Here is a 19,608-nt window from a genome sequence, read left to right on the forward strand (position 1 = left end):
AATCCGCTCCTCTCGGTTATTTATCGTTGTCGTGACGGCGATTCTTGAGTAATAGCCAGATAACTAGCCCTAGCAAGGCGACAATGATGACACCTAAGCCAACAAACCACCAGAAGTAATTTGTCTGTTTCTCTTGACCAACCGCGGTATTGTTCAATTGTTTAGCTTTTTGGGCGCTAATCGTAAAGTTACGCGTAAAGGCCCATTTGTACTTGCCTTTTTCGGCCGTCGCGGTCAAATGTAGGGTATATTTTCCCGCCTTTAACGGCTTCTTCCCATCGCCAATCGCAAAATTAAAGTTACTATTCGGCGCCATGGCTAAGTTTTCTTTATCAGTCGTGACAAGTTTTTTGTTTGACCCCACGTTGGTCACATAGCTTTTAATCTTGAGCCCATGCATAATTACCGGTTGCGTATTTTGCAAATTGGCGGTGACATAGTTCCGATAATTGAGTTGCTTCGCTTTCACGCCTAATAACTTCATCTTCGGTTTGGCCGTAACGTTGTCTTCTTCTTGTAATTGCAAGCCAATCACGTAAGCATATTGATTTTCAATCGTCATCCCGCTCGACTTTTCCTTGCTGGCGGTCGTTTCTTGAACCACATTAATGCCGCCTAAAGCCACCCCGCTAAAACTTTTTTGGGGGACTTTCAATTTAAAAGTCACGGCCTTTGTCGTTTTCGCCGGCACTTCGACCGTTTGTGATTTCGACAAGGCGGACTTAATATCAAATTTCAGCGACTGATCGGCCTTAGCTTTACTCTTGCTATAATCAATCACCCCATTGTCATTGGTCGTCGCACGATTGGGGGTAACCACATATTTATGCGCCGAACTATCACTATTCTTAATTTGAATCGTCAAGTCTTGGGTCTGCCCAGGCGTCACCTTCAAATCAAAATAGGAAACTTTCGAGTTGCGCTGATTTTCCGGTAAGTCGGCTGAAACGGTGTAATTTAAATTTTCCGCATGTGCCACGATCATCAAACCGCTGAATAGGACACTAATCATCATTGTTAACGCGAGCATTATTTTTTTCATCGTCATTACCCTTCCCTTTTTTCAATGGTAATTCTATGTAGCGCGCAACCCGTGACTGGCAGGATGGTCAATGAGCGGCGCCTAATTAACGGAACAATCTCAAGTCACGATTGCGGCGCTAATTAGACGTCCCTCACACCTGCTGGCACGGGTTACAGCATAAAACTTAACTTGGCGCGTTGGTAAGTGACCAAGTTAAGGTGCCGGTATACTTGCCGGCTGAAAATCTAGACTCATTCAGATGCAGTGTGGTTGGCTGTGAGCCACGATTCATCAGTAATAACCATGTTCCTAAACCAGCTTGCTGATCAGCCTTTAACACGTTATTTACCGAGCCAACCGTCAAATGCCCCGCATTAATGAGTTGCGGCGGCGCACTCACATTAGTTGTCGCCGGTTTAATTTCAACTGATCCTAAGTCAATTGTTGCTGCCAAGGTCTGCCGATTGTTGGCTGGCGCAGTTGGCAACACTTGTAAAGTCCAGCCACTACCAGTCGAGCGCCGATCCGAAATTTGAACCATGGCCTTTTGATTTTTGGCGGTTGTCGTTACCGGGCCACCAGTGGTTGTAATCTCGTTAAAAGCCAAGTTACTTAAATAATCAATCGTCAAGAACCCTCGAGAGCCGGTCCCAGTCACGTTACCAGGATCTGCTTCATCACCCGGATAAGGCTGCGATGGGTCGTCTGGATCAACCGGTTTGACCGCACTATCATCTTCATTGGGCGTAATCTTAACTTCAATCTGCGACTGAGTCGTTTGCGTGGCAGCTTGGCTAGCCACTGGTCTCACTACCCAGCTGCCAATTAAAATTCCACTTAAAACTAACCACCAAATCAACGGCCGCATTAGTGACACCTCACTTCTATCAGTGCAGCACTAACCGATTCGCCTATTCAATGCCAGATGGTGCGTTATTTAAGGTCCAAGTTAAGGTCGAGCTGTAAGCACCGGCTGAATTACCGGCTGGCACAAGTAGGCTCACCTGATCAGTCGTATGAGAAAGGTCGAATACCCCGATCCCTTCTTCTTCATCGGCAGATAAGATTGGTTGTGAATCCGTATTGAGGGTCACACCAGTCGTGGCCGGTGCCTTTGACGCATTGTTATTATCAACAGCTGCGACTGTCCCTTTTTCAAAGGTTAAGGCCGCGCCGCGTAAAGTGCTACTGTTTGTTCCCGTTTGGAAGGCAGTTGCACTAACGCCCACATGCCAACCAGAAGTATTCCCCGGGTTTTTAACTTCAACTAAATCTGTCACGGTTTCTGCCTTGTAGGTTGCTGAGGCAATGTCATTCGTGTGTTCCCCTAAATTAATGGTTGGGGCTTTTTCTAAGGTAATTTCCTTAGCGTTGTCATCTTGCAATAAATTAATCTCAGCAGTGGTGTCTTTTTGGGTACTTGTGTCAGCAGCTTGGGCAGCTAAGGGTAAAACGGCGAAAAGTGACACCCCTGCGATCAGTGTTCCAATTGTCTTCTTCATTACGATTGCTCCTTTATTTGTTGACGGCTTTGCCACCAGAGTTTGATCAGTAATCCTAATAAACTAATTATCAGTAGCCCGATGCCCAACAGCACCCATTGTTGGATTTCATTCATTTGCGGCAGCAAATCTGCCAATGGGCCTTGATTCGAGTCGGTTACCGGCGACTTAACGGGATTGATCGTGACATTGTATGTGCCTTGTTGGACATCCGCGCTCGCGATGAGTGGGCGGCCACTCATGAGAATTGTTAACCCTGTGAAGCCAATTTTCCAATGCACGTCATCACATCCTTTACTCGCTTTTACAATTAGTGAATTAACAAAACTAAACATAATCGCTAACAGTTATTTTTGTGATTTTCCCTATCAGCACGCAAAATATAGCATGCTGTTGTAATCGCTGTCAATTAATAAGGGGACTTAACCAATCCGCCAAAACGCCTTTCTAACGGAGCTATGAGGGCTTTCTCATTTTTATCGAAATACAATAATAATTATACAAACTGTTCAAATCAGTTTATTACCAAGGGGTTACAGAATTTATAACTTTCGTGTTTTCGACGAATAGATGACCCCTTTAACTAAATTAGCCGTTAACATTATTTTTTGATGATATCAGAATGAGAAGATTTATTAGTCTTTTGCACCGATAACCATAGCTAATAAATAATGATATAAAAAGAGAATAATTTGCCGATAACCGCGGTCCTAGTAGCATTAATCCCGATTGAGAATGATTAGCTTTTGTTAATTCAGTTGCCATTTTATAAATATATTTATTGTGACTAAGTTGGTACCGATTAAAACTTGCTGTATAAACAAAAAAAATTATATAGAAGAATCAAATTTTAGGTGACGAGCAACAACGACCGACTAACAGCTTAAAACCGGTGATTTTCCTATGGTATACTTAGAAAACAAGTTATTTTATCGAAGGGAATGAAAAAATTTGCCAGCTAAAAAGACCTTTAGTGATGAACAAGTGATTAACCAAATTATGTTGTTATTCTGGCAAAATGGCTACTACCATACCTCTATGGACGAAATCGTCGCAACTAGCGGCGTCAAAAAGCAAAGCCTATACAATGCTTTAGGCGATAAGCACACGCTCTATCTTAAAAGTTTGCAACACTACCATCAGCAAACACTCGCAGCTTGTGCCCAAGCGATGCAACAATTAGAGCAGGCCGGTGAGTCACCATTGGCCGTACTAATGATGCTATATCGTCGCGATTTGACGGACAGTCATCACCCAGCCGGCGACTTAATGGCTAATGCCATCGCAGAATTTGGGACGAGTGATTCAGAAGTCAAACAAGCAACTGATCATTTTTACGAAGATTATTTGACCTTGATGGGCGCGGCCATTTTAAAAGGACAAGCCAACCAACTGATCATCACGACTACCACAAGTATGGCCTTGGCCCAGAGCTTGTTGGAAGCACGCATCGGTTTACAAACTCGGCTCCGCCAAGGTATTCAACCTAATATCGACCAACGCGAACAGGCTTGGCGCAAATTTTTACAAGCCTAAAAAGAAGACCTGCAACCAGATCAATCGGTTGTGAGTCTTCTTTTAGACTATCGTGATAACTTAATTTGTTAAATGTAAGGTAGGACCAACCAGCGTTGTGCGGCTGTACTAAGCTGGCTACCAAAATAGCGTTGCACGGCCTGAACACCGGCATAATTATCAAACTTAAATCGCCCGGTGACAGTGCCAGTTGCTTGTAAGGCGATCGCAAACTGAAGATCCTCAGGTTGGATCATTCGGCGAAACGGCTGGGTTTCCTCACCAATTATCGGTAGCCATTGTCCTTTAAGAACTGCCAATGCACGTTGATATCGCCAGTCATGGGTCAACATCGATTGCATGTCGGTTGGATTTAATTGTTCAGTCACTGGCAGTATCTCCTTTTCGTAAGGTCACAACTTGACCAATCACCGGTTGTACCGATAATCGGTCTGTCGGCTGCGCCAACAACCAGATAACATTCGTGAAACCATGCGTTGCAACTTTCTGTTCACCGCGTCCATCCGTGAGAATTAAGGCTAATGTCGTCCGATTTGTTCGATGCCATTTGGCCAAATCATCAAAAACAGCTTGATACACAGTGCCACCACCACCGTGACGTACAAACTTAATTTGCTGCGGTAGGCTTACCTCGTAAACTTGACCAGGTTGCACAATCGCATCAAACGCTTTGACCGTAATCGTTGCGGTCACCGCTTGTGTTAATGTCGCGACTTGGCTCAACAAATATTGTAACGTCTCATCGCTGATAGAACCAGAATGATCTACATAGACTTGAATATCTAACCGGGTCTCACTAATTTGACCGGGCAGTTCTAGCCGCGTTGGTTGCCGGCGATTAAACCGGGCACGCGATGGCTTTTTACCACTAGGAAGTTGACCAATACCGCGAACAATTAGCCGTCGCCAGTCCAAAGCGGCCGGCTGATGTGTCAATTTCAAACTCGCAACAACTTTTCCGGCAACTAAACCTCGTCCCGCTTCCATGGTCTGTGTCCAAGCGTCATGTGTCAGCTGTTGAATTCTTGAAGCGGCAAGATTTGGATTACTCAGCTGACCAGCATTAGTTTGCCAGCTACTAGGATCGTCAATTAGTCGCGGTGCTGGCCGCTGACCAGTGCTTGGTTGATCGCGATTTTTCGCGTGGTCAGTCGGCGCTGGCGGCCCCGGCTTTGACGGGTTTGTCGCTGTGCTAGCTTGTTGCAGCAACTTCAAATAGATCGCGGAGTCTGCCTTGATTGGCAACGGTTCGGACACCATTGACTGAACCGTTGCTAATCCCGTCATCCCAGCTGGTAGGCCATCGACATACTGATTGACCGCTAAATCCGTGGCTAAGGTCACTAATTTCTTCTGCTGAACGATTTGTTGCCGATACCGTAATGGATGTTGCCAAATAACATGCAAGGCAACGTGTTTCAACCCAGCTTGCAAGCTGTCAAACCGTGGAAAAGTTTGGGCAATCGCCAGTGGCGAATAGTGTAAGACTAGCCGATTAGCTTGCCAGGTTAGGGCAAAAGCGCTTGTTAACGCAACGCTTTTTCGCGGCAGCCGGGTTAAGACTTCCCCATAAAATTGATCAGTCGCTAATAACTCAATTACCGCACGATCGACCATCGTCTGTCCGGCGGCAATCAATTGTGTTGTTGATTGCTGATTCAGTGCGCGTTGCCACTGCGCATATTCCACCGCATTATTTAACATGCGACCCACTCATTTCTATTGATTTGACCAACTTGCCACTTGCTGAAAATACTGATACAGCGCCGTCACATACGGTTTTGTTTGGGCCACATTCGCCGTATAGAGCTGTTTTAACAACTCACGATTTTGCCCAACTTGCTGAACCAACGAGAATTGACCATCTTGGCTGACCAGCTGTAAGAGTTGCAAAAAGCGGCCCGCATTTGACTCATCAACTAGTGGATACTGGCTTGTCACCCTTAAGCAACTCAATAAAATGGCAGCTTTTTGTGGCTCGCTCATCGCTTGAAACTGTGCTTGTTGTGCGGTTGGCACGCTTGGCCCAGCCGGCTGTGCGTCGTAGATCATTGCTGGGGTGAGATGAGTCGCGTGCTGTTCGAGATATTGTTCGAAAACACTGCCTAACGTTTGGCCAACATCACCTTGAAAGATGTCCAAGGCAACTTGTTCACGCGCCGCTAAAGACAGTTTTTCAAGTTCAAACAAATTTGCTGATACTCGTGCCCAGGCTCGAGGGGTGGCAACCAAGTCAGCTTGTTCATCTGTCTGATTCAATCGCGTGACATCTTCACCAATAAATTGTTGAACTAAGGGGTGAATATTCGGTCGCTGTGTGACCGAATTCAGCGTTGCCGCCCACTTTAGCCAATCCCCCGCATCCGCTCGCATCACGAGCCGAACCGTTCGATCTTTAATTGCCGCGTCACCCGCAACGACGCCATATGTGCTCATCTCAAACCCACTCATGCTTGCATCTGGATTCTCGGCCAAAATTAATTGCACTTGTGGCGGTAATTTTAAGGTATTAATCGTTCGCTGTAAAACCAAATTCATTAATTCGCTCTGTACCGCCTGCGTGCCACGATTAAATTCATCCAAAAGCCACAGAATTGGTTGCTCTGGATGAGCCTCGGCCGTCTGAATGATTTCGATCAAAGTATGCATATAGCCAAATTGAACGTCAGCTAATTGGCCATATGCTTTAGTTTGAATAAAAGACTCACTGGTCAGTGGCGGTACCGGGATGGCTAAATCACCCTTTTCCGACAAACTGACGACCGTTGTAAATAACTTGGCGTGCAACTTTTGCGCCACTTCACTCACCAACGCTGATTTGCCAATACCGGCTTCACCAACAATATTGGGAACATTACCTGCTTTTAAAATAACCGGCACTGCCGTCAATAAGCCTTGATATGATAATGCCATTGCTTAACCCCCATTTTCATCATTGTTTCACGTGAAACGGCTAACTAAAAGCCAACTGATAAGTCACGCGGCTTTCACCATTGCCCTCTGGAATCACTTGTAACTGGGCTGGCAGCTGACTCTCCAATTCTGTCACATGGCTAATAATCCCAATCATCCGCGATTGCCCTTCAACCTGTTGCAAGGTTTCCATCGCCATTTCCAAAGCTTCTTCATCTAAAGATCCGAAACCTTCATCAATAAATAACGCATCAATTTTGATACCACCAGCTTGTTCTTGAATGACCGATGCCAATGCCAACGCTAGAGACAAGGCCGCCACAAAGCTTTCACCACCGGATAACGTGTGAACACTGCGGACTTTACCCGCGTTATCATCATAAATATTAATTTCCAAACCAGTCCCATTTCGATAAGTGCCATAAGCAGTATCCAGTTTGAATTGATAACGACCACGCGTTAATTGTTGCAGTCGCTGGTTACCCCGCTGCAAGACCTTTTTCAAATAAGTCTGGAGGACAAAGCGCTCTAGGCTCAGTTTCTGTGACCCGTTCCCATTTGCGACTTGTGATAACTGCGATATTTCGGCCAGTTGCGTCTGCTGCGCTTGCACTGCCGCCAGGGTAGTTTGCATCTTTTTAACCAACGTTTGGTTGGCACGTAGTTGTCGATCCAATTCATAGTAACGTTGTTCCACAACTTGCTCTGCGGCTTGCGTTGTTTGCACCTGCTCAGCCAAGTCCGACAAATTAGGTGCCGGTTGGGTATTAATGGCCTGTTTTACCGTCGTTAATTGACCTTCTAATGTTGAACGCTGCTGGTCGTAGTCACTGATTGCCTGTCGTAACCTTGTCAGCTCCGGCAACTCAGCCAATAACTGGGCCAACCGGCCAAAGTCAGCTGCGCCCCAAACTGTCGTCATCGCTGCGGTTAACTTCGCCGTTGTTGCAGTCACGTTCGTTTGAGCAGCAGTCAAATGTTGGGCCGTAGTTGCGAGCTGGGCAGTCACCGCCGACAATTGATCATTTAACTGATCCATCACTTGGTCTGCCTGTTTAACCGCTGTTTCATAATCAACTTGGACTGCTTTTAACTGTTCAAGATACGCATCCAACGCCGCTAAAGTTGGGTAATCTGACGATAGTTGCTTTTGCCGATCCGCCAACTGTGTTTGGACCTGTAAAACCGCATTACTGGCGGTCGTAACCGCCTCAGCCTGCTGCTGTTGTTGACTATTAACTGTCACCAATTGTTCTTTAAGTTGTTGCAAGCGTTGCTGCGCTTGTTTAGCTTGGCTAGTTTGTGTTAGATTAGCTTGGACTTGCAAGGCAACTGCCTGTTGGGCTTGTTGCAACGCGGTTTCAATGACGACCAACGTCGGTTGTCCAGCGACCAATTCCTGGACTGCCGCTTGTAACGCCGTCAGCAAGGTTGCAAACTGTTCTTGTGCCACCGTCAGCGTCTTTTGCAAATTATCACATTGACTTTGGGCCGCGGCGAGTTGTTTGTTGGCTTTGACACTCAATGCTTGCGCGCTTTTTAGATCGGCTTCGGTGATCGTAATCGTATCCGTTGGCGCTGGGTTTGGATGAGTCCTTGCCCCACAAACTGGACAAGGTTGGTTTGGTAATAACCGTTGACTCAGCAACGCAATCTGTTCGCTGGCCCAAGCACTGTCCAGTCTTTGATAAGCTTGTTCCTTTTCAGTGACCACTGCTTGTTGCGTCGTCACGAGTTGTTTTTGTTGTGCTAGTGCTTGCTGTGCTTGGTCGACAACCCGTTGTTGTTGCTTAACCGCCAGCAATTGTTGTTGCTGGTCGGCTAAATCTCGTTGTTGTGTCGTCAGCGTTGCCGCTTGCGACATTAATTCCGTTAATTGTGCCCCAATTGGTTCTAATTTCGTTTGTTCCGTCGTTAACTTTTCAAGCGTTGCTGCTGTTGTTTGTTTTGCTTGCTGCGCCAACGTTTGTGTCTGTTCAGCCTGACTTAAGGCCTGCACCATTTGTGAGACCTGTTCATAAAGCACCCGTTGGCTAATCAGTGTTGTAATCTTGGCTTGTCGCTGTTTGGCCGCAGGTTGTTCAGTGGCCAGCTTGGCAACCAATGCTGTCGCGGCTGTTTGCTTTGTCTTTAATGCCAGCTGCCGCTGATTTAATTGGCCTTGCTCAGCGGTTTCGGTCTTGACCTGAGTTTCAGCGCTTTTCAGTTGCTGTGCGGCTGTCGCAAGACTTTGACCCCATTCTAGTGTTTTAACCTTTTCACGTTGTGCTTTCATGGTTGGGGCTTGTTTCGTCAGTTCGGCTTGTGCGACCAGTAATTTCGCCAACTGATCATGATTTTGCTGTAACACCTGACCAGCTTGTTGCGCGGCGCGGGCTTGCGCCAAATCAGCTTTGGCAGCATCTAGCGTCGTTTTCAAGGCTGTTCGCTGGACCTTTTGAGCCGCTTGTTCGATCAATTGTTGCTCGACGGCGGCTTGTGGGGCTAATTTTTCAACCTCTTCCGTAGCTTGCTCATCCCAGGTCAGCTGTTGTTGATACGTTTGCAGCGTTTGTGTAGCTTGCGCATTCGCTTGTTGTTGCTGTTTCAATTGGCGCCGCAACTCATCGGCCCAATTTCGGTATAGACTAGTGCCAAAAATATCACGAAGCACTTTTTCCTTATCATCACTATTCGCCATCAAAAATTGCCGAAATTGGCCTTGGGGTAACAGCACAATTTGCGAAAATTGTTCACGTGTTAATTGTAGCAACTCGTGAATATATGATTGAACGGCGTTTACTTTTGTCAGTTCGGAGACTTCTTGACCAGTTGAATCGAAGACCGTCAATGTCACTGCCGCGGTTTGAAGATGCGTCCCGCTACCACGCTTTTTAGCAACTTCTTGTTCTGGTGAGCGGACAATTCGCACAGTTTGACCTTGATGCTCAAACTTAAACGTCACCTCGGTCTCATCATCGACCGTCGCGAAGTCAGAGCGCATTTGCTTCACCTGGCGATCACCACCCGAGGTGCCACCAAATAGTGCAAAACACATCGCGTCAAAAATGGTTGTTTTACCCGCACCAGTTTTCCCACTAATCAGGAAGACCGGAAAGTCATTAAACTTTGTAAAATCAATCGTCTGATGACGAAATGGGCCAAAAAAATTAAGCGTTATCGTTAATGGTCGCATGTGGGCTACGCCTCCTTATTGGCCGTAGTGAGTGTCTGTTCCGCCCAGGCTTGTTGCTGGGGAGTCATCTCACTATCGGTGGTTTGTTCAAAGAATTTTGTCATCAACGTCATTGGGTCAAGGGTTGGATCAATCTGTGCCACCGCCCCATCAGTCTCGACAGGACCATCAGCCCGTTCCAGCTCGATAATATTCGGATAGATTTCTCGCAAGGCCTGCATCACATTCGGGATGACGCGCTTGTCGGTCAAACGAATCGCCAAATAATCATCTTGTTGTTGTTGACTGTAAAATTCTGGCGCCGTCAAAGTGGCAAAATCAGCCTTGAGCACCCGCACATCTCGTTGCGGTGTCAAGGGTTTAAACGTCAGCTTAAACGGCTCAGTGTCGACAATCCAAACGCCTTTTTGCTGGGTCGCCTCTGAAACTGAGAATTTAACCGGCGAGCCACTGTATCGGACACGGGCAGCATGTAACGCATCCTTCCCATGTAAATGCCCGAGTGCCACGTAATCAAAGGGCACCAGTAAATCAACCGGAATCGCATTCAATCCGCCAACTGTAACCTGTGTTTCTGAATCAACATGTTCACTACCCGCAGCAAAAAAGTGCGCCACTAAGACATGCTTCTTCGCAGGATCAAACTTTTCCTGCATCGCCGCGACCAATTTAATCATGCCCGCCTCGGCAGTTCGAATACTGTCATCCTCAAAATATTGACGGGCTTCAAATGGTTCAAAATAAGGTAGTAAGAAAAATTGTGTGTCATCGAATTCAATCGGCGTCAATGCCTGACTTAATTTTGTATTTAAATAGTAGTTGGTTGCTTGAAACCAGCGACTTCCCGTCCGTAACCGGGTGGCACTATCATGATTACCACTAATTGCCAAAATGGGAAAATGTTGCTTTAAATTCAAATCAATCAACATATCATCTAATTGGGTGACAGATTTTTCGGTCGGAATGGCGCGATCGTATAAATCCCCGGCGATCACGACTGCATCAACCTTTTCATCAATCGCTAACTGACGAATCTGTTCATAGGCGAAATCCTGTTCCGCAGTTAAATCAAAACCGTGTAATTTTTTACCAATATGCCAATCGGCAGTATGTAAAAAGCGCATCTTAGCCCTCCTAAAAGTCACTAATTATGACGTTAAATTATCCTTATCATGGCACGGATTAATGGCCATGTCTAATGATATCACAGCCACAAAAATAAGGGAACATATGTTCTAATTTTAATTGAGTAGTCTTTGTTAGTTCAACAAACACTAACTGCAACCAGCCGCTAGCATCCCGATATAAAATAATTTATTCTCAGATTTCGGAACACTTTTAAGATTACGACGTTTTCCCATTTCAGCGACAAAGTAACCGATTACAATCGTAATGATTATTTTGTATTCAGACTACCAAAAATCGTCATATTCCAAAGCTCACGCGAGCGACTCGCAAAGAAATATTGTAAAATAAGAGCAAGTTAGCAATTATTTTAAAAAAGGGAGCGTGACTTTTCATGCGCAAATATTTAGCCGAATTTTTCGGCACATTCATGTTGGTCTTTCTCGGGACTGGTGCAGTTGTGGTTGCGAAAGGCGACACTTTAACGATTGGTTTGGCTTTTGGGCTTGCCATTACCGTTTCAGCTTATGCTTTCGGGGGCATTTCTGGAGGACATTTTAACCCTGCAGTGACGACCGCCATGTTAATTAACCGTCGAATCGACGCGATGGACGCCTTATGGTACATCGTGAGTCAAATCTTGGGTGCTATCGTGGCTTCAGCGGCCATTCGGAGTTTTGTTAGTGCACTAGGCTTGTCCACTGGGGCATTAGGTCAAACTGACTTCACCAAAATCAATGCTGGGATGGCTTTCTTTGTTGAAGCCCTCATTACATTCTTATTCTTGATGGTTATCTTAAACGTCACCAGTGCCGAACATGGCAACGGCGACTTTGCAGGTATCACTATCGGGGTCACATTAGCTTTCTTGATTATTGTTGCCTTGAACTTAACCGGTGGGTCATTGAACCCAGCCCGTTCAATCGGACCAGCAATTTTTGCCGGTGGCACCGCCCTATCACACTTATGGGTCTACATTTTGGCCCCAGAAGTAGGCGCCATTTTAGCCGCCTACTGTGCCCGTGTTATGGGTAGTGAAGACTAGTTTAGACACTAAACTCAAATCGGATCATCAAGCCAGCTTGGCCTTGATGATCCGATTTTTTGCTTGTGGCTATTTTTGTCGCCAATGTCGATACCAAGAATGTAGCGTGCCAATCACCAAACCGATGATCACGACCACCGCGGTGACGTACCCGAATATCCCAATATAAGTAATCCAATTGTTATCTGAATGGCTTTGAACTAATAATGATGATCCCACAATTAACGCCGCCAAGATAACGGCCAAGACGACCTTATTAACCATGGTATCAATCCGATCAATAAACATCTTGCGGTGTGAAAAGACGATGTTGACCCGTGTCTGACCGTTTTCAAAAGTATCTAGCGCTGACAATAATCGCGAGGGTAACTTCGGCGCATCTCGTAAACTCTGAGCCGTAGCCAATAGCCCATCTTCAAGTTCATTACGCAAGTTTAAATGTTCACGCATATATTGCCGTGCGAACGGCCGCGCCACATCCATCATGGATAAATTTGGATCAAGGGTTTCTACGATTCCCTCAATCGTCCCAAAGGCTTTGCCAAGCAAAGTCACTTCTGGATTGACTTGAATATTATTGCTACGACAAACCTTGACCATTTCAAAGACGAGGCCCTGAAAGTCGATTTCACCTAATCCCGAATTATAATACTGGCCTAAGAATGGCGCCAGTTCACTAAAGAATGCCTCTTCGTCAACTTCACCCGTTCGATTCGAAATTGCTAAAATGGCCTTTCCGACTTGCCGCGTATTCTCAGTCGTGACCGCAATGACGACATTCGCAATCCCATCCATTAAGTTGGGACTAATTGATCCCATCATACCGAAGTCTAAATAGACCAAACGATATGGTGGTAATTGCCGTTTACCAATGATTCGGCCAGATTTCGCTACGGAATCGTTATACCCAATATCACCCTTTTTCAGTTCTCGTAACAAAATATTGCCCGGATGTGGATCAGCGTGGAAGAAGCCATCTTCAAAAACTTGTTTTAAGAAGTTGGTGACCAGCACGTGTGCCAAATACTGACGTTCTTCATCGTACTGATGATCATTCAGTTCGTCGGCCTTGGCGATTTTCGCCATAAAATGTTGAATACTCGTGCCGGCCATATACTGATTAACCAAAACTTTTTGCGTGCTGTATTTCGCATACACCCGCGGTACCCGGATAATATCAGCTTGATTATTCAGCTCATAAAACCGAGTCCCATTACGAACCTCAATACTCGTATCGAGTTCGTTAAATAGCGATTGCTTAATTTCCGCAACCATTTCCCGGAGATCAATGACGGATGAGTCCGGAATATACCGAAGGAGCGGTAAGGCGCGTTCAAATAATGAAATATCTAAAGCAACCTCCGCGTCAATGCCTGGATGCTGAACTTTAACCACGACTTTTTGCCCATTTAACAAGGTCGCATGATGCGTCTGCCCCATAGATGCTGACGCAAATGGCGTCTCATCAAAGCTCGCAAACATAGCACTCATTTGCTTACCAGTCTGCGTTTCGATCGTCTTCTTGACAATCGAAAAGTCATCCGAATGAACATTATCTTGCAGTTTCTTGAATTCATTGGCAAACTCGGGCTTAACAATATCCGTTCGTGAAGATAAGATCTGACCAACTTTAATAAAGGTCGGGCCCAGCTCTTCAAAGGCTGCTCGCACTTGTCCGGGATGCTTTTGACGTGTCAAGTTACTCAGCACATTATATTTACGTAAAACGGCAACAATCGTTCGAAAACGCGTATGGCGATTTTGATTGGCTTGCCACTTAGGAATTGGTTCCTCAGTCATTTGCACCCCTCCTTCACTAATCTAATTTAACTCTATTATCCATCTTTCGCGCCCAATTCGCACTAACTGAATGACCTTTTTCAGAAAAAGGTTGACAGTGACTCAAAACGGTTGTAAATTATAGGCACATTAAAAAACGGTTAACAAACGCGTTGAAAAACACAGTACGTGATTACCGCAGTTCTTAGAGAGTGCCGGTTTGGTGAAATGGCACAACCGCGTAATCACCGAAAATCAGTTTTGAGCGGCAGTGACGATGGGATATTACCTAGTTGCTGTTGGGTGCTCCCATTATCGAGCCTAGGTATCGCAGGTGACCGGTCACTTGCCGTACCTTTGAAGGTGATGGTAGTAATACTATCGCAAAACTAAGGTGGTAACGCGTTTTAAACGTCCTTGTTTCTGAGAGTTTTCTCAGACAGCAAGGACGTTTTTTGTTTAACCGACAAAAATTAAGGAGTCTTTTTATGCTAAATAAAATCCAAAAACGAAACTTAACCAAACGTGACTACCTGACCCTTAGTTCAATGATTTTTGCACTTTTCTTCGGCGCCGGCAACCTCATTTTCCCGTTACATCTCGGGCAACTAGCTGGTAGCCATTGGGGTGTGGCTGCTTTAGGATTCCTAGTAACTGCCGTTTTGCTGCCATTACTTTCTGTTTTAGCCGTCTGTGTCACTAAATCCAAAGGGGTCTACGATATTGGTAAGCCGCTGGGCGCAACATTTGCAATTGTTTTCATGGTCCTGATCCACTTTACTATCGGACCGTTCTTCGGCACCCCACGGACTGCGACGGTTTCATTTACCGTTGGGCTTGCGCCTTTCTTTTCCGCACGATATCAAACCTTAGCCTTATTAGTTTTTTCCGCGGCTTTCTTCGGCTTAGCCTATTATCTCTCGTTGGAACAACACAAGATCATGGCTCGCGTTGGGAAACTTTTAAACCCCTTATTTCTGCTACTATTGGTCGTGATTTTCTTTGTTGCGTTCAGTAGTCCCTTAGCTAGCGCCGGCAACACTGCTGCGACCGCGGCTTACCAAACTGCTGGCTTTACCAACGGCTTCCTACAAGGCTACAACACGATGGACGCCTTAGCTGGCCTGGCTTTAGGGGTCACCATCGTGACTGCCGTCAACTTTATGGGACAGACCGATCCTAACAAAGCTGCTTGGGTAACCGCCCGTGCCGGCCTATTTTCCATGAGCTTTGAAGGCGTCATCTATGTCCTACTCATCCTGCTAGGTTCCCAATCATTAGGCCTATTCAAGCTGTCTGACAACGGCGGGGTCGCCTTCAACCAAATTGTTAATCACTACATGGGCGCTTTCGGTCAGGCTGTCTTGGCTGTGTTAATCATTACGACTTGTTTGACGACTGCGATTGGCCTAGTTGCGGCTTTTGCGCAAGATTTCCATAAACATTTTAGCTTTTTAAGTTATAAAGGCTGGTTGCGGCTCACCTGTTTGGCGTCATTTTTGACGGCGAATGTTGGCTTAAACCAGATCATTGCTTGGTCAACCCCAGTTCTCATGTTTCTCTACCCATTAGCCATGGCGTTGATCTTCTTATCAATCTTGTCGCCGTTATTCCACAAAGCAGCCGTCGTTTACCGTTGGGTCGTTGTTTTCACGGTTGTCCCGGCGCTATTCGATATGATGGCAGCCTTCCCAGCAGCCGTCAGCCAAAGTGCCTTAGGCCGGGCAATGGCCCACGTGCAATCGTTTATGCCTTTGGCTGCAAGTGGCATGGATTGGCTCGTGCCAGCGCTAGTTGGTGCGGTGTTTGGGACGTTGCATTATCTCATGTTGCAACACAGCAAGCCGACCGTCAGCGCGAGTGAACATAACTAGGCTGTGAGCGACCTTAATTTCCGTATTCTGTTGCCTGATCAGCTTAAATTTAATGAGTCAAAAAAACTACCTTCAAACTCAAGGTAGTTTTTGTTATTTCGTACTATCACGTTCAATCAGGCTTGTCCCTAACTCCACGCGTTGTGGCGTTTGCCGGCCATCTAAGCGGCTAACGATCAGATCAACCGCCGTCGCGCCCATCAGTTCCGTATTCACATTAACAGAACTCAATTCCGGATAAACGAAAGTGGCGAGCGAGGTATTATTAAAGCTGAATAATTTGACTCGATCAGGCACCTTAATGTCGGCTGACTGCAACGCTTTTAACGCGCCGGCAGCCATGGGATCATTGGCAATGAAGAAAGCATGGGGTAACTGATCGCCCAAGTCCTCAATCGCTTTTTTCATCATCAAGAAACCAGATTGACTCGTATAGTCTCCTTTGAAGACAAATTTAGGATTAAAAGCGTGATGCCGTGCCATTGCTGTCCGAAAGCTCAGCATTCGCCGGTCAACCACTTCCAACTCGTGATCGGTCGTCATTTCACTCCCATGAATGAAGCCAATTTGTTGGATGCCACGATTCCAGAAATAATCAACCACCTTGGCTGTGGCTAAACTAAAATCGGTGACCACACTGTCAAAACCGGCGTCAAACTGGTCATCGTCAACAAAGACTAAATTATCAGTCACGGTTGCCATGCTAAAAACTTGTTTTGGACTAAATTTACCAATCGCGATAATCGCGTCAACGTCCGTCTCTAGCTTGTGCATATTACTCTGAAAAATCCGGGTAACTTCAAATTGATGTTGCTGACCACGTTGCTCAATTCCCATCCGAATCGACATGTAATACAAATCATCCTGTTCTTCAGATTCTGAGTACCACTGAACAATCGCCAATTTTTTGCGCGCAACCGGCGTCGGATGTCGTTTACTTTTCGAATACTGTAACTGATCCGCCACTTCAATAATCCGGCGTCGGGTGTCATCACCAACAGAAAGTGACCGATCATGGTTTAAAACCCGGGATACGGTTGCCAGCGAAACGCCGACCTCTTTTGCAATATCTTTTAATGTCGCCGCCATGCAATGGCCTCCTAATTTATATCATCACGCCCAATGACGCAACGTTTTAAACCAATTCACGATTCTCTCTTAAACCGCTTTAACTGCCGTGACAAAGCGATCAAACGCTGCCTCGCCAGCTGCATCCCATTTAAACACGCCAGCATCCGCGAGCACGCGAGCAAAGACTTGACCAACTTCACGGTCAATAATCTCGGTGACGTTACTTTCATTAAAGTCATACTTGGCCTTCAACGCGTCTGCCCATGGTTGATGCATGGCTACCATCTGATTATGACGACCTAAAACATAATTTGCAACCTCATGTAGCTCGGGTTTCAGCCGAGCTGGCAAAATTGCGCGGCCCATCACTTCAATCAACCCAATATTTTCTTTCTTAATATGTTGAACGTCCTGATGCGGATGAAAAATGCCGTCTGGATATTGCGCGGAAGTCTGATTATCTCGCAAGACTAAATCCATCACAAACTGATCGCCGACCTTGCGCACAATCGGAGTCGTCGTGTGATGCCGAACATCATCGGTATAGGCCCGAACGTCAACTTGTTCATCAGAATAATGCATCCAGCATTGATGAATTTTAGTTGCCGCCGCGATTAACGCGTCAGTGTCCGAACTCAGCAAGCGAATCGTGGACATCGGCCATTTAACGATCCCGGCTTCGACCCCAGCAATGCCTAAGTCAATCTGACGGTCAATCGGTGCTTTCATCATTGGAAAGACATGCCGACCACCTTGATAGTGTTCGTGGGTCAACATGGAGCCGCCAACAATCGGCAAATCAGCGTTACTCCCAACAAAATAATGTGGAAATTGGGTCACAATTTCAATCAAATTACTAAAAGTCTGGCGATTAATCACCATTGGCCGATGCACTTTGTCTAAGAAAATCGAGTGCTCATTAAAATACGCATATGGTGAATATTGAAAGCCCCAAGTTTCGCCGCCGACAGTCAACCGAATGACGCGATGATTGCTGCGCGCCGGATAACCTAAGCGACCTAAATAGCCTTCATTTTCAAGGCAAAGTTGACACAGCGGGTAGCCATTTTCTGGGGCATCCTTGGCTGCGGCAATGGCCTTAGGGTCTTTTTCCGGTTTCGATAAATTAATCGTAATTTCCAAATCGCCAAAATCAGTTTTGGCTGGGAAGACCACGTTTTTCGCAATCGCGCGCGTCTTAATGTAGTCATTCGCTTGACTCAACTGATAAAAATAAGCCGTTGCAGTTTGCGGACTCGTTTGATATTTGTTCCAAAAAGTTTGATTTACGGCTGACGGTAATGGTGTCACTAAATCCATTAATTGATCCGCTAAAATTTCCTCATCAGATTGCGTTCGGTCAATTTTGCCGCTCTGCGTCGCCGTTTTAACTAGCGCATCCGTCAGACTAGTCAATTGATCATCCGGCGCTTCAACCGGATCAGCCTCGCCAACGAGTGCCAAGATCCGATTGTGGACATAAATTTGATCTAATTCGGTATATGGTGATGGTGACGCAATGACAGCCGCCACAAATCGATCAACCGTTGTCATTAAGCTTGGCCTCCTCGATCATCATAGCCGGCGGGATGCTGCTGTTTCCAGTTCCAGGCCGTCTTAATAATTTCTTTGACATCGTCATATTGTGGCTGCCAGCCCAAAATGTGCCGCGCTTTATCGCTAGCGGCAATCAATGTGCTAGGATCACCCGCCCGGCGTGGTGCCATCACTGCTGGAATCGGCTTGCCAGTGACTACTCGGGCGGCATCCAACATTTGCTTATTTGAAAAACCCGTTGAAGAACCAAGATTAAAGGCATTGCTATCATGACCTTGCTGCAAATATTCTAGGGCCAAGATGTGGGCATCTGCCAAATCAACGACATGGACATAGTCGCGAACATTGGTACCATCAGGCGTTGGATAATCACCGCCAAAAATTTGTAATTGCTCACGTTCACCAGCAGCCACTTGTAAAATAATTGGGACCAAATGCGTCTCGGGATGGTGATCTTCACCAATACTCCCATCAGGTTTCGCGCCCGCCACGTTAAAGTAGCGTAGCGCCACAAACTTAATGCCGTATGCGACATCTGACCAGTGCATGATTTTTTCCATGGCTAATTTACTTTCACCATAAGGATTCGTCGGCACTTGTGGATCAGTTTCCTTAATCGGCACTTGTTTTGGCTCACCATAAGTTGCCGCTGTTGAAGAAAAAACAATCCGCTTAACATCATGTTTTTGCATGACTTCGAGTAATTTGACCATGCCAGTCGTATTATTATCAAAATATTTGAGTGGCTTTTCCATTGATTCTGGCACCACCGAAAAGGCCGCAAAATGCATGACGCCGTCGACGGTTTCTTGGTCAAAAACACCGTTCATAAAGTCGGTATCGCGCACATCACCTTCATAAAACCGTGCCCGTGAGTTAACCGCTGCACGATGTCCTGTAATCAAGTTATCAACCACCGCAACGTCAACCCCTTTGGCAATCAACCGATCAACCGCATGGGAACCAATATAACCAGCCCCACCTAAAACTAAAACTGCCATGTTCAT

16 protein-coding genes and 1 other annotated feature are annotated in these 19,608 nt (G+C 46.0%); of the genes, 3 read left to right on the forward strand and 13 right to left on the reverse strand.

Annotation, left to right across the window (positions count from 1 at the left end; all coding sequences use genetic code 11):
- Positions 1-16: 16 nt before the first annotated feature.
- From FFM74_RS08225 to FFM74_RS08240, 4 genes are all read right to left on the reverse strand, one after another.
- A complete protein-coding gene (locus tag FFM74_RS08225; protein ID WP_137626150.1) occupies positions 17-1,042 on the reverse strand; it encodes a WxLIP family cell surface protein in 1,026 nt (341 codons plus the stop codon).
- A 166-nt stretch (positions 1,043-1,208) separates the two neighbouring features.
- Positions 1,209-1,892, reverse strand: a complete 684-nt coding sequence (locus FFM74_RS08230; RefSeq protein ID WP_137626151.1) for a WxL domain-containing protein — start codon at positions 1,890-1,892, stop codon at positions 1,209-1,211.
- 43 nt (positions 1,893-1,935) lie between these two features.
- Entirely contained in the window at positions 1,936-2,526 is a 591-nt protein-coding gene (locus FFM74_RS08235; RefSeq protein ID WP_137626152.1) for a WxL domain-containing protein, read from the reverse strand.
- A complete protein-coding gene (locus tag FFM74_RS08240; protein WP_223877199.1) occupies positions 2,526-2,807 on the reverse strand; it encodes a cell surface protein in 282 nt (93 codons plus the stop codon). Before FFM74_RS08240 ends, FFM74_RS08235 begins: the two co-directional genes overlap by 1 nt.
- Positions 2,808-3,477: 670 nt before the next feature.
- Between FFM74_RS08240 and FFM74_RS08245 the strand changes: the two genes are divergently transcribed.
- The gene (locus tag FFM74_RS08245; RefSeq protein WP_137626153.1) at positions 3,478-4,062 is read left to right on the forward strand and encodes a TetR/AcrR family transcriptional regulator; all 585 of its coding nucleotides are present in this window, start codon (positions 3,478-3,480) and stop codon (positions 4,060-4,062) included.
- A gap of 68 nt (positions 4,063-4,130) precedes the next feature.
- Here the strand turns inward: FFM74_RS08245 and FFM74_RS08250 are convergent, their stop codons facing one another.
- From FFM74_RS08250 to FFM74_RS08270, 5 genes are read right to left on the reverse strand one after another with little or no spacing between them, the layout of a single operon-like run.
- Positions 4,131-4,430 carry a hypothetical protein gene (locus FFM74_RS08250; RefSeq protein ID WP_137626154.1) on the reverse strand — a complete coding sequence of 100 codons (300 nt, stop codon included), beginning with the start codon at positions 4,428-4,430 and terminating at the stop codon, positions 4,131-4,133.
- On the reverse strand, positions 4,423-5,766 hold the full coding sequence (locus FFM74_RS08255; protein ID WP_137626155.1) for a vWA domain-containing protein: 1,344 nt from the start codon (positions 5,764-5,766) through the stop codon (positions 4,423-4,425). Before FFM74_RS08255 ends, FFM74_RS08250 begins: the two co-directional genes overlap by 8 nt.
- Positions 5,767-5,781: 15 nt before the next feature.
- On the reverse strand, positions 5,782-6,975 hold the full coding sequence (locus FFM74_RS08260) for an ATP-binding protein (RefSeq protein WP_137626156.1): 1,194 nt from the start codon (positions 6,973-6,975) through the stop codon (positions 5,782-5,784).
- A gap of 40 nt (positions 6,976-7,015) precedes the next feature.
- On the reverse strand, positions 7,016-10,150 hold the full coding sequence (locus FFM74_RS08265; RefSeq protein ID WP_137626157.1) for an AAA family ATPase: 3,135 nt from the start codon (positions 10,148-10,150) through the stop codon (positions 7,016-7,018).
- A gap of 5 nt (positions 10,151-10,155) precedes the next feature.
- Positions 10,156-11,274, reverse strand: coding sequence for an exonuclease SbcCD subunit D (locus FFM74_RS08270; protein WP_137626158.1), 1,119 nt, complete (start codon positions 11,272-11,274; stop codon positions 10,156-10,158).
- A 395-nt stretch (positions 11,275-11,669) separates the two neighbouring features.
- Here FFM74_RS08270 and FFM74_RS08275 point away from each other — a divergent pair, with 395 nt between their 5' ends.
- The gene (locus tag FFM74_RS08275; RefSeq protein ID WP_137626159.1) at positions 11,670-12,320 is read left to right on the forward strand and encodes an MIP/aquaporin family protein; all 651 of its coding nucleotides are present in this window, start codon (positions 11,670-11,672) and stop codon (positions 12,318-12,320) included.
- A 69-nt stretch (positions 12,321-12,389) separates the two neighbouring features.
- On the opposite strand, the gene FFM74_RS08280 is transcribed toward FFM74_RS08275, so the two are convergent.
- Positions 12,390-14,120 carry an ABC1 kinase family protein gene (locus FFM74_RS08280; protein WP_137626160.1) on the reverse strand — a complete coding sequence of 577 codons (1,731 nt, stop codon included), beginning with the start codon at positions 14,118-14,120 and terminating at the stop codon, positions 12,390-12,392.
- 143 nt (positions 14,121-14,263) lie between these two features.
- Positions 14,264-14,521, forward strand: a binding site (T-box leader).
- A 66-nt stretch (positions 14,522-14,587) separates the two neighbouring features.
- Here FFM74_RS08280 and brnQ point away from each other — a divergent pair.
- Positions 14,588-15,973 carry a branched-chain amino acid transport system II carrier protein gene (brnQ, locus tag FFM74_RS08285; protein ID WP_137626161.1) on the forward strand — a complete coding sequence of 462 codons (1,386 nt, stop codon included), beginning with the start codon at positions 14,588-14,590 and terminating at the stop codon, positions 15,971-15,973.
- 93 nt (positions 15,974-16,066) lie between these two features.
- Here brnQ and FFM74_RS08290 read toward each other — a convergent pair whose 3' ends face one another.
- The 3 genes from FFM74_RS08290 to galE form a co-directional block, all read right to left on the reverse strand.
- Positions 16,067-17,062, reverse strand: a complete 996-nt coding sequence (locus FFM74_RS08290; RefSeq protein ID WP_137626162.1) for a LacI family DNA-binding transcriptional regulator — start codon at positions 17,060-17,062, stop codon at positions 16,067-16,069.
- Between the two features lie 69 nt (positions 17,063-17,131).
- Positions 17,132-18,598: a UDP-glucose--hexose-1-phosphate uridylyltransferase gene (locus FFM74_RS08295; RefSeq protein ID WP_137626163.1), complete on the reverse strand. Its 1,467-nt coding sequence runs from the start codon at positions 18,596-18,598 to the stop codon at positions 17,132-17,134.
- Positions 18,598-19,602 (reverse strand): UDP-glucose 4-epimerase GalE, encoded by a 1,005-nt coding sequence (gene galE, locus FFM74_RS08300; protein ID WP_137626164.1) that lies wholly within the window; start codon positions 19,600-19,602, stop codon positions 18,598-18,600. The genes FFM74_RS08295 and galE overlap by 1 nt, the downstream gene beginning before the upstream one ends.
- Positions 19,603-19,608 lie beyond the last annotated feature (6 nt).

It is taken from the genome of Lactiplantibacillus pingfangensis (genome assembly GCF_005404945.1).
In the GTDB taxonomy this organism is placed as follows: domain Bacteria; phylum Bacillota; class Bacilli; order Lactobacillales; family Lactobacillaceae; genus Lactiplantibacillus; species Lactiplantibacillus pingfangensis.

Coding starts and splice junctions, on each gene's coding strand:
- FFM74_RS08225 (WP_137626150.1), bottom strand. CDS start 1,042: ATGAAAAAAATAATGCTCGCGTTAACAATGATGATTAGTGTCCTATTC.
- FFM74_RS08230 (WP_137626151.1), bottom strand. CDS start 1,892: ATGCGGCCGTTGATTTGGTGGTTAGTTTTAAGTGGAATTTTAATTGGC.
- FFM74_RS08235 (WP_137626152.1), bottom strand. CDS start 2,526: ATGAAGAAGACAATTGGAACACTGATCGCAGGGGTGTCACTTTTCGCC.
- FFM74_RS08255 (WP_137626155.1), bottom strand. CDS start 5,766: ATGTTAAATAATGCGGTGGAATATGCGCAGTGGCAACGCGCACTGAAT.
- FFM74_RS08260 (WP_137626156.1), bottom strand. CDS start 6,975: ATGGCATTATCATATCAAGGCTTATTGACGGCAGTGCCGGTTATTTTA.
- FFM74_RS08265 (WP_137626157.1), bottom strand. CDS start 10,150: ATGCGACCATTAACGATAACGCTTAATTTTTTTGGCCCATTTCGTCAT.
- FFM74_RS08270 (WP_137626158.1), bottom strand. CDS start 11,274: ATGCGCTTTTTACATACTGCCGATTGGCATATTGGTAAAAAATTACAC.
- FFM74_RS08275 (WP_137626159.1), top strand. CDS start 11,670: ATGCGCAAATATTTAGCCGAATTTTTCGGCACATTCATGTTGGTCTTT.
- FFM74_RS08280 (WP_137626160.1), bottom strand. CDS start 14,120: ATGACTGAGGAACCAATTCCTAAGTGGCAAGCCAATCAAAATCGCCAT.
- brnQ (WP_137626161.1), top strand. CDS start 14,588: ATGCTAAATAAAATCCAAAAACGAAACTTAACCAAACGTGACTACCTG.
- FFM74_RS08290 (WP_137626162.1), bottom strand. CDS start 17,062: ATGGCGGCGACATTAAAAGATATTGCAAAAGAGGTCGGCGTTTCGCTG.
- FFM74_RS08295 (WP_137626163.1), bottom strand. CDS start 18,598: ATGACAACGGTTGATCGATTTGTGGCGGCTGTCATTGCGTCACCATCA.
- galE (WP_137626164.1), bottom strand. CDS start 19,602: ATGGCAGTTTTAGTTTTAGGTGGGGCTGGTTATATTGGTTCCCATGCG.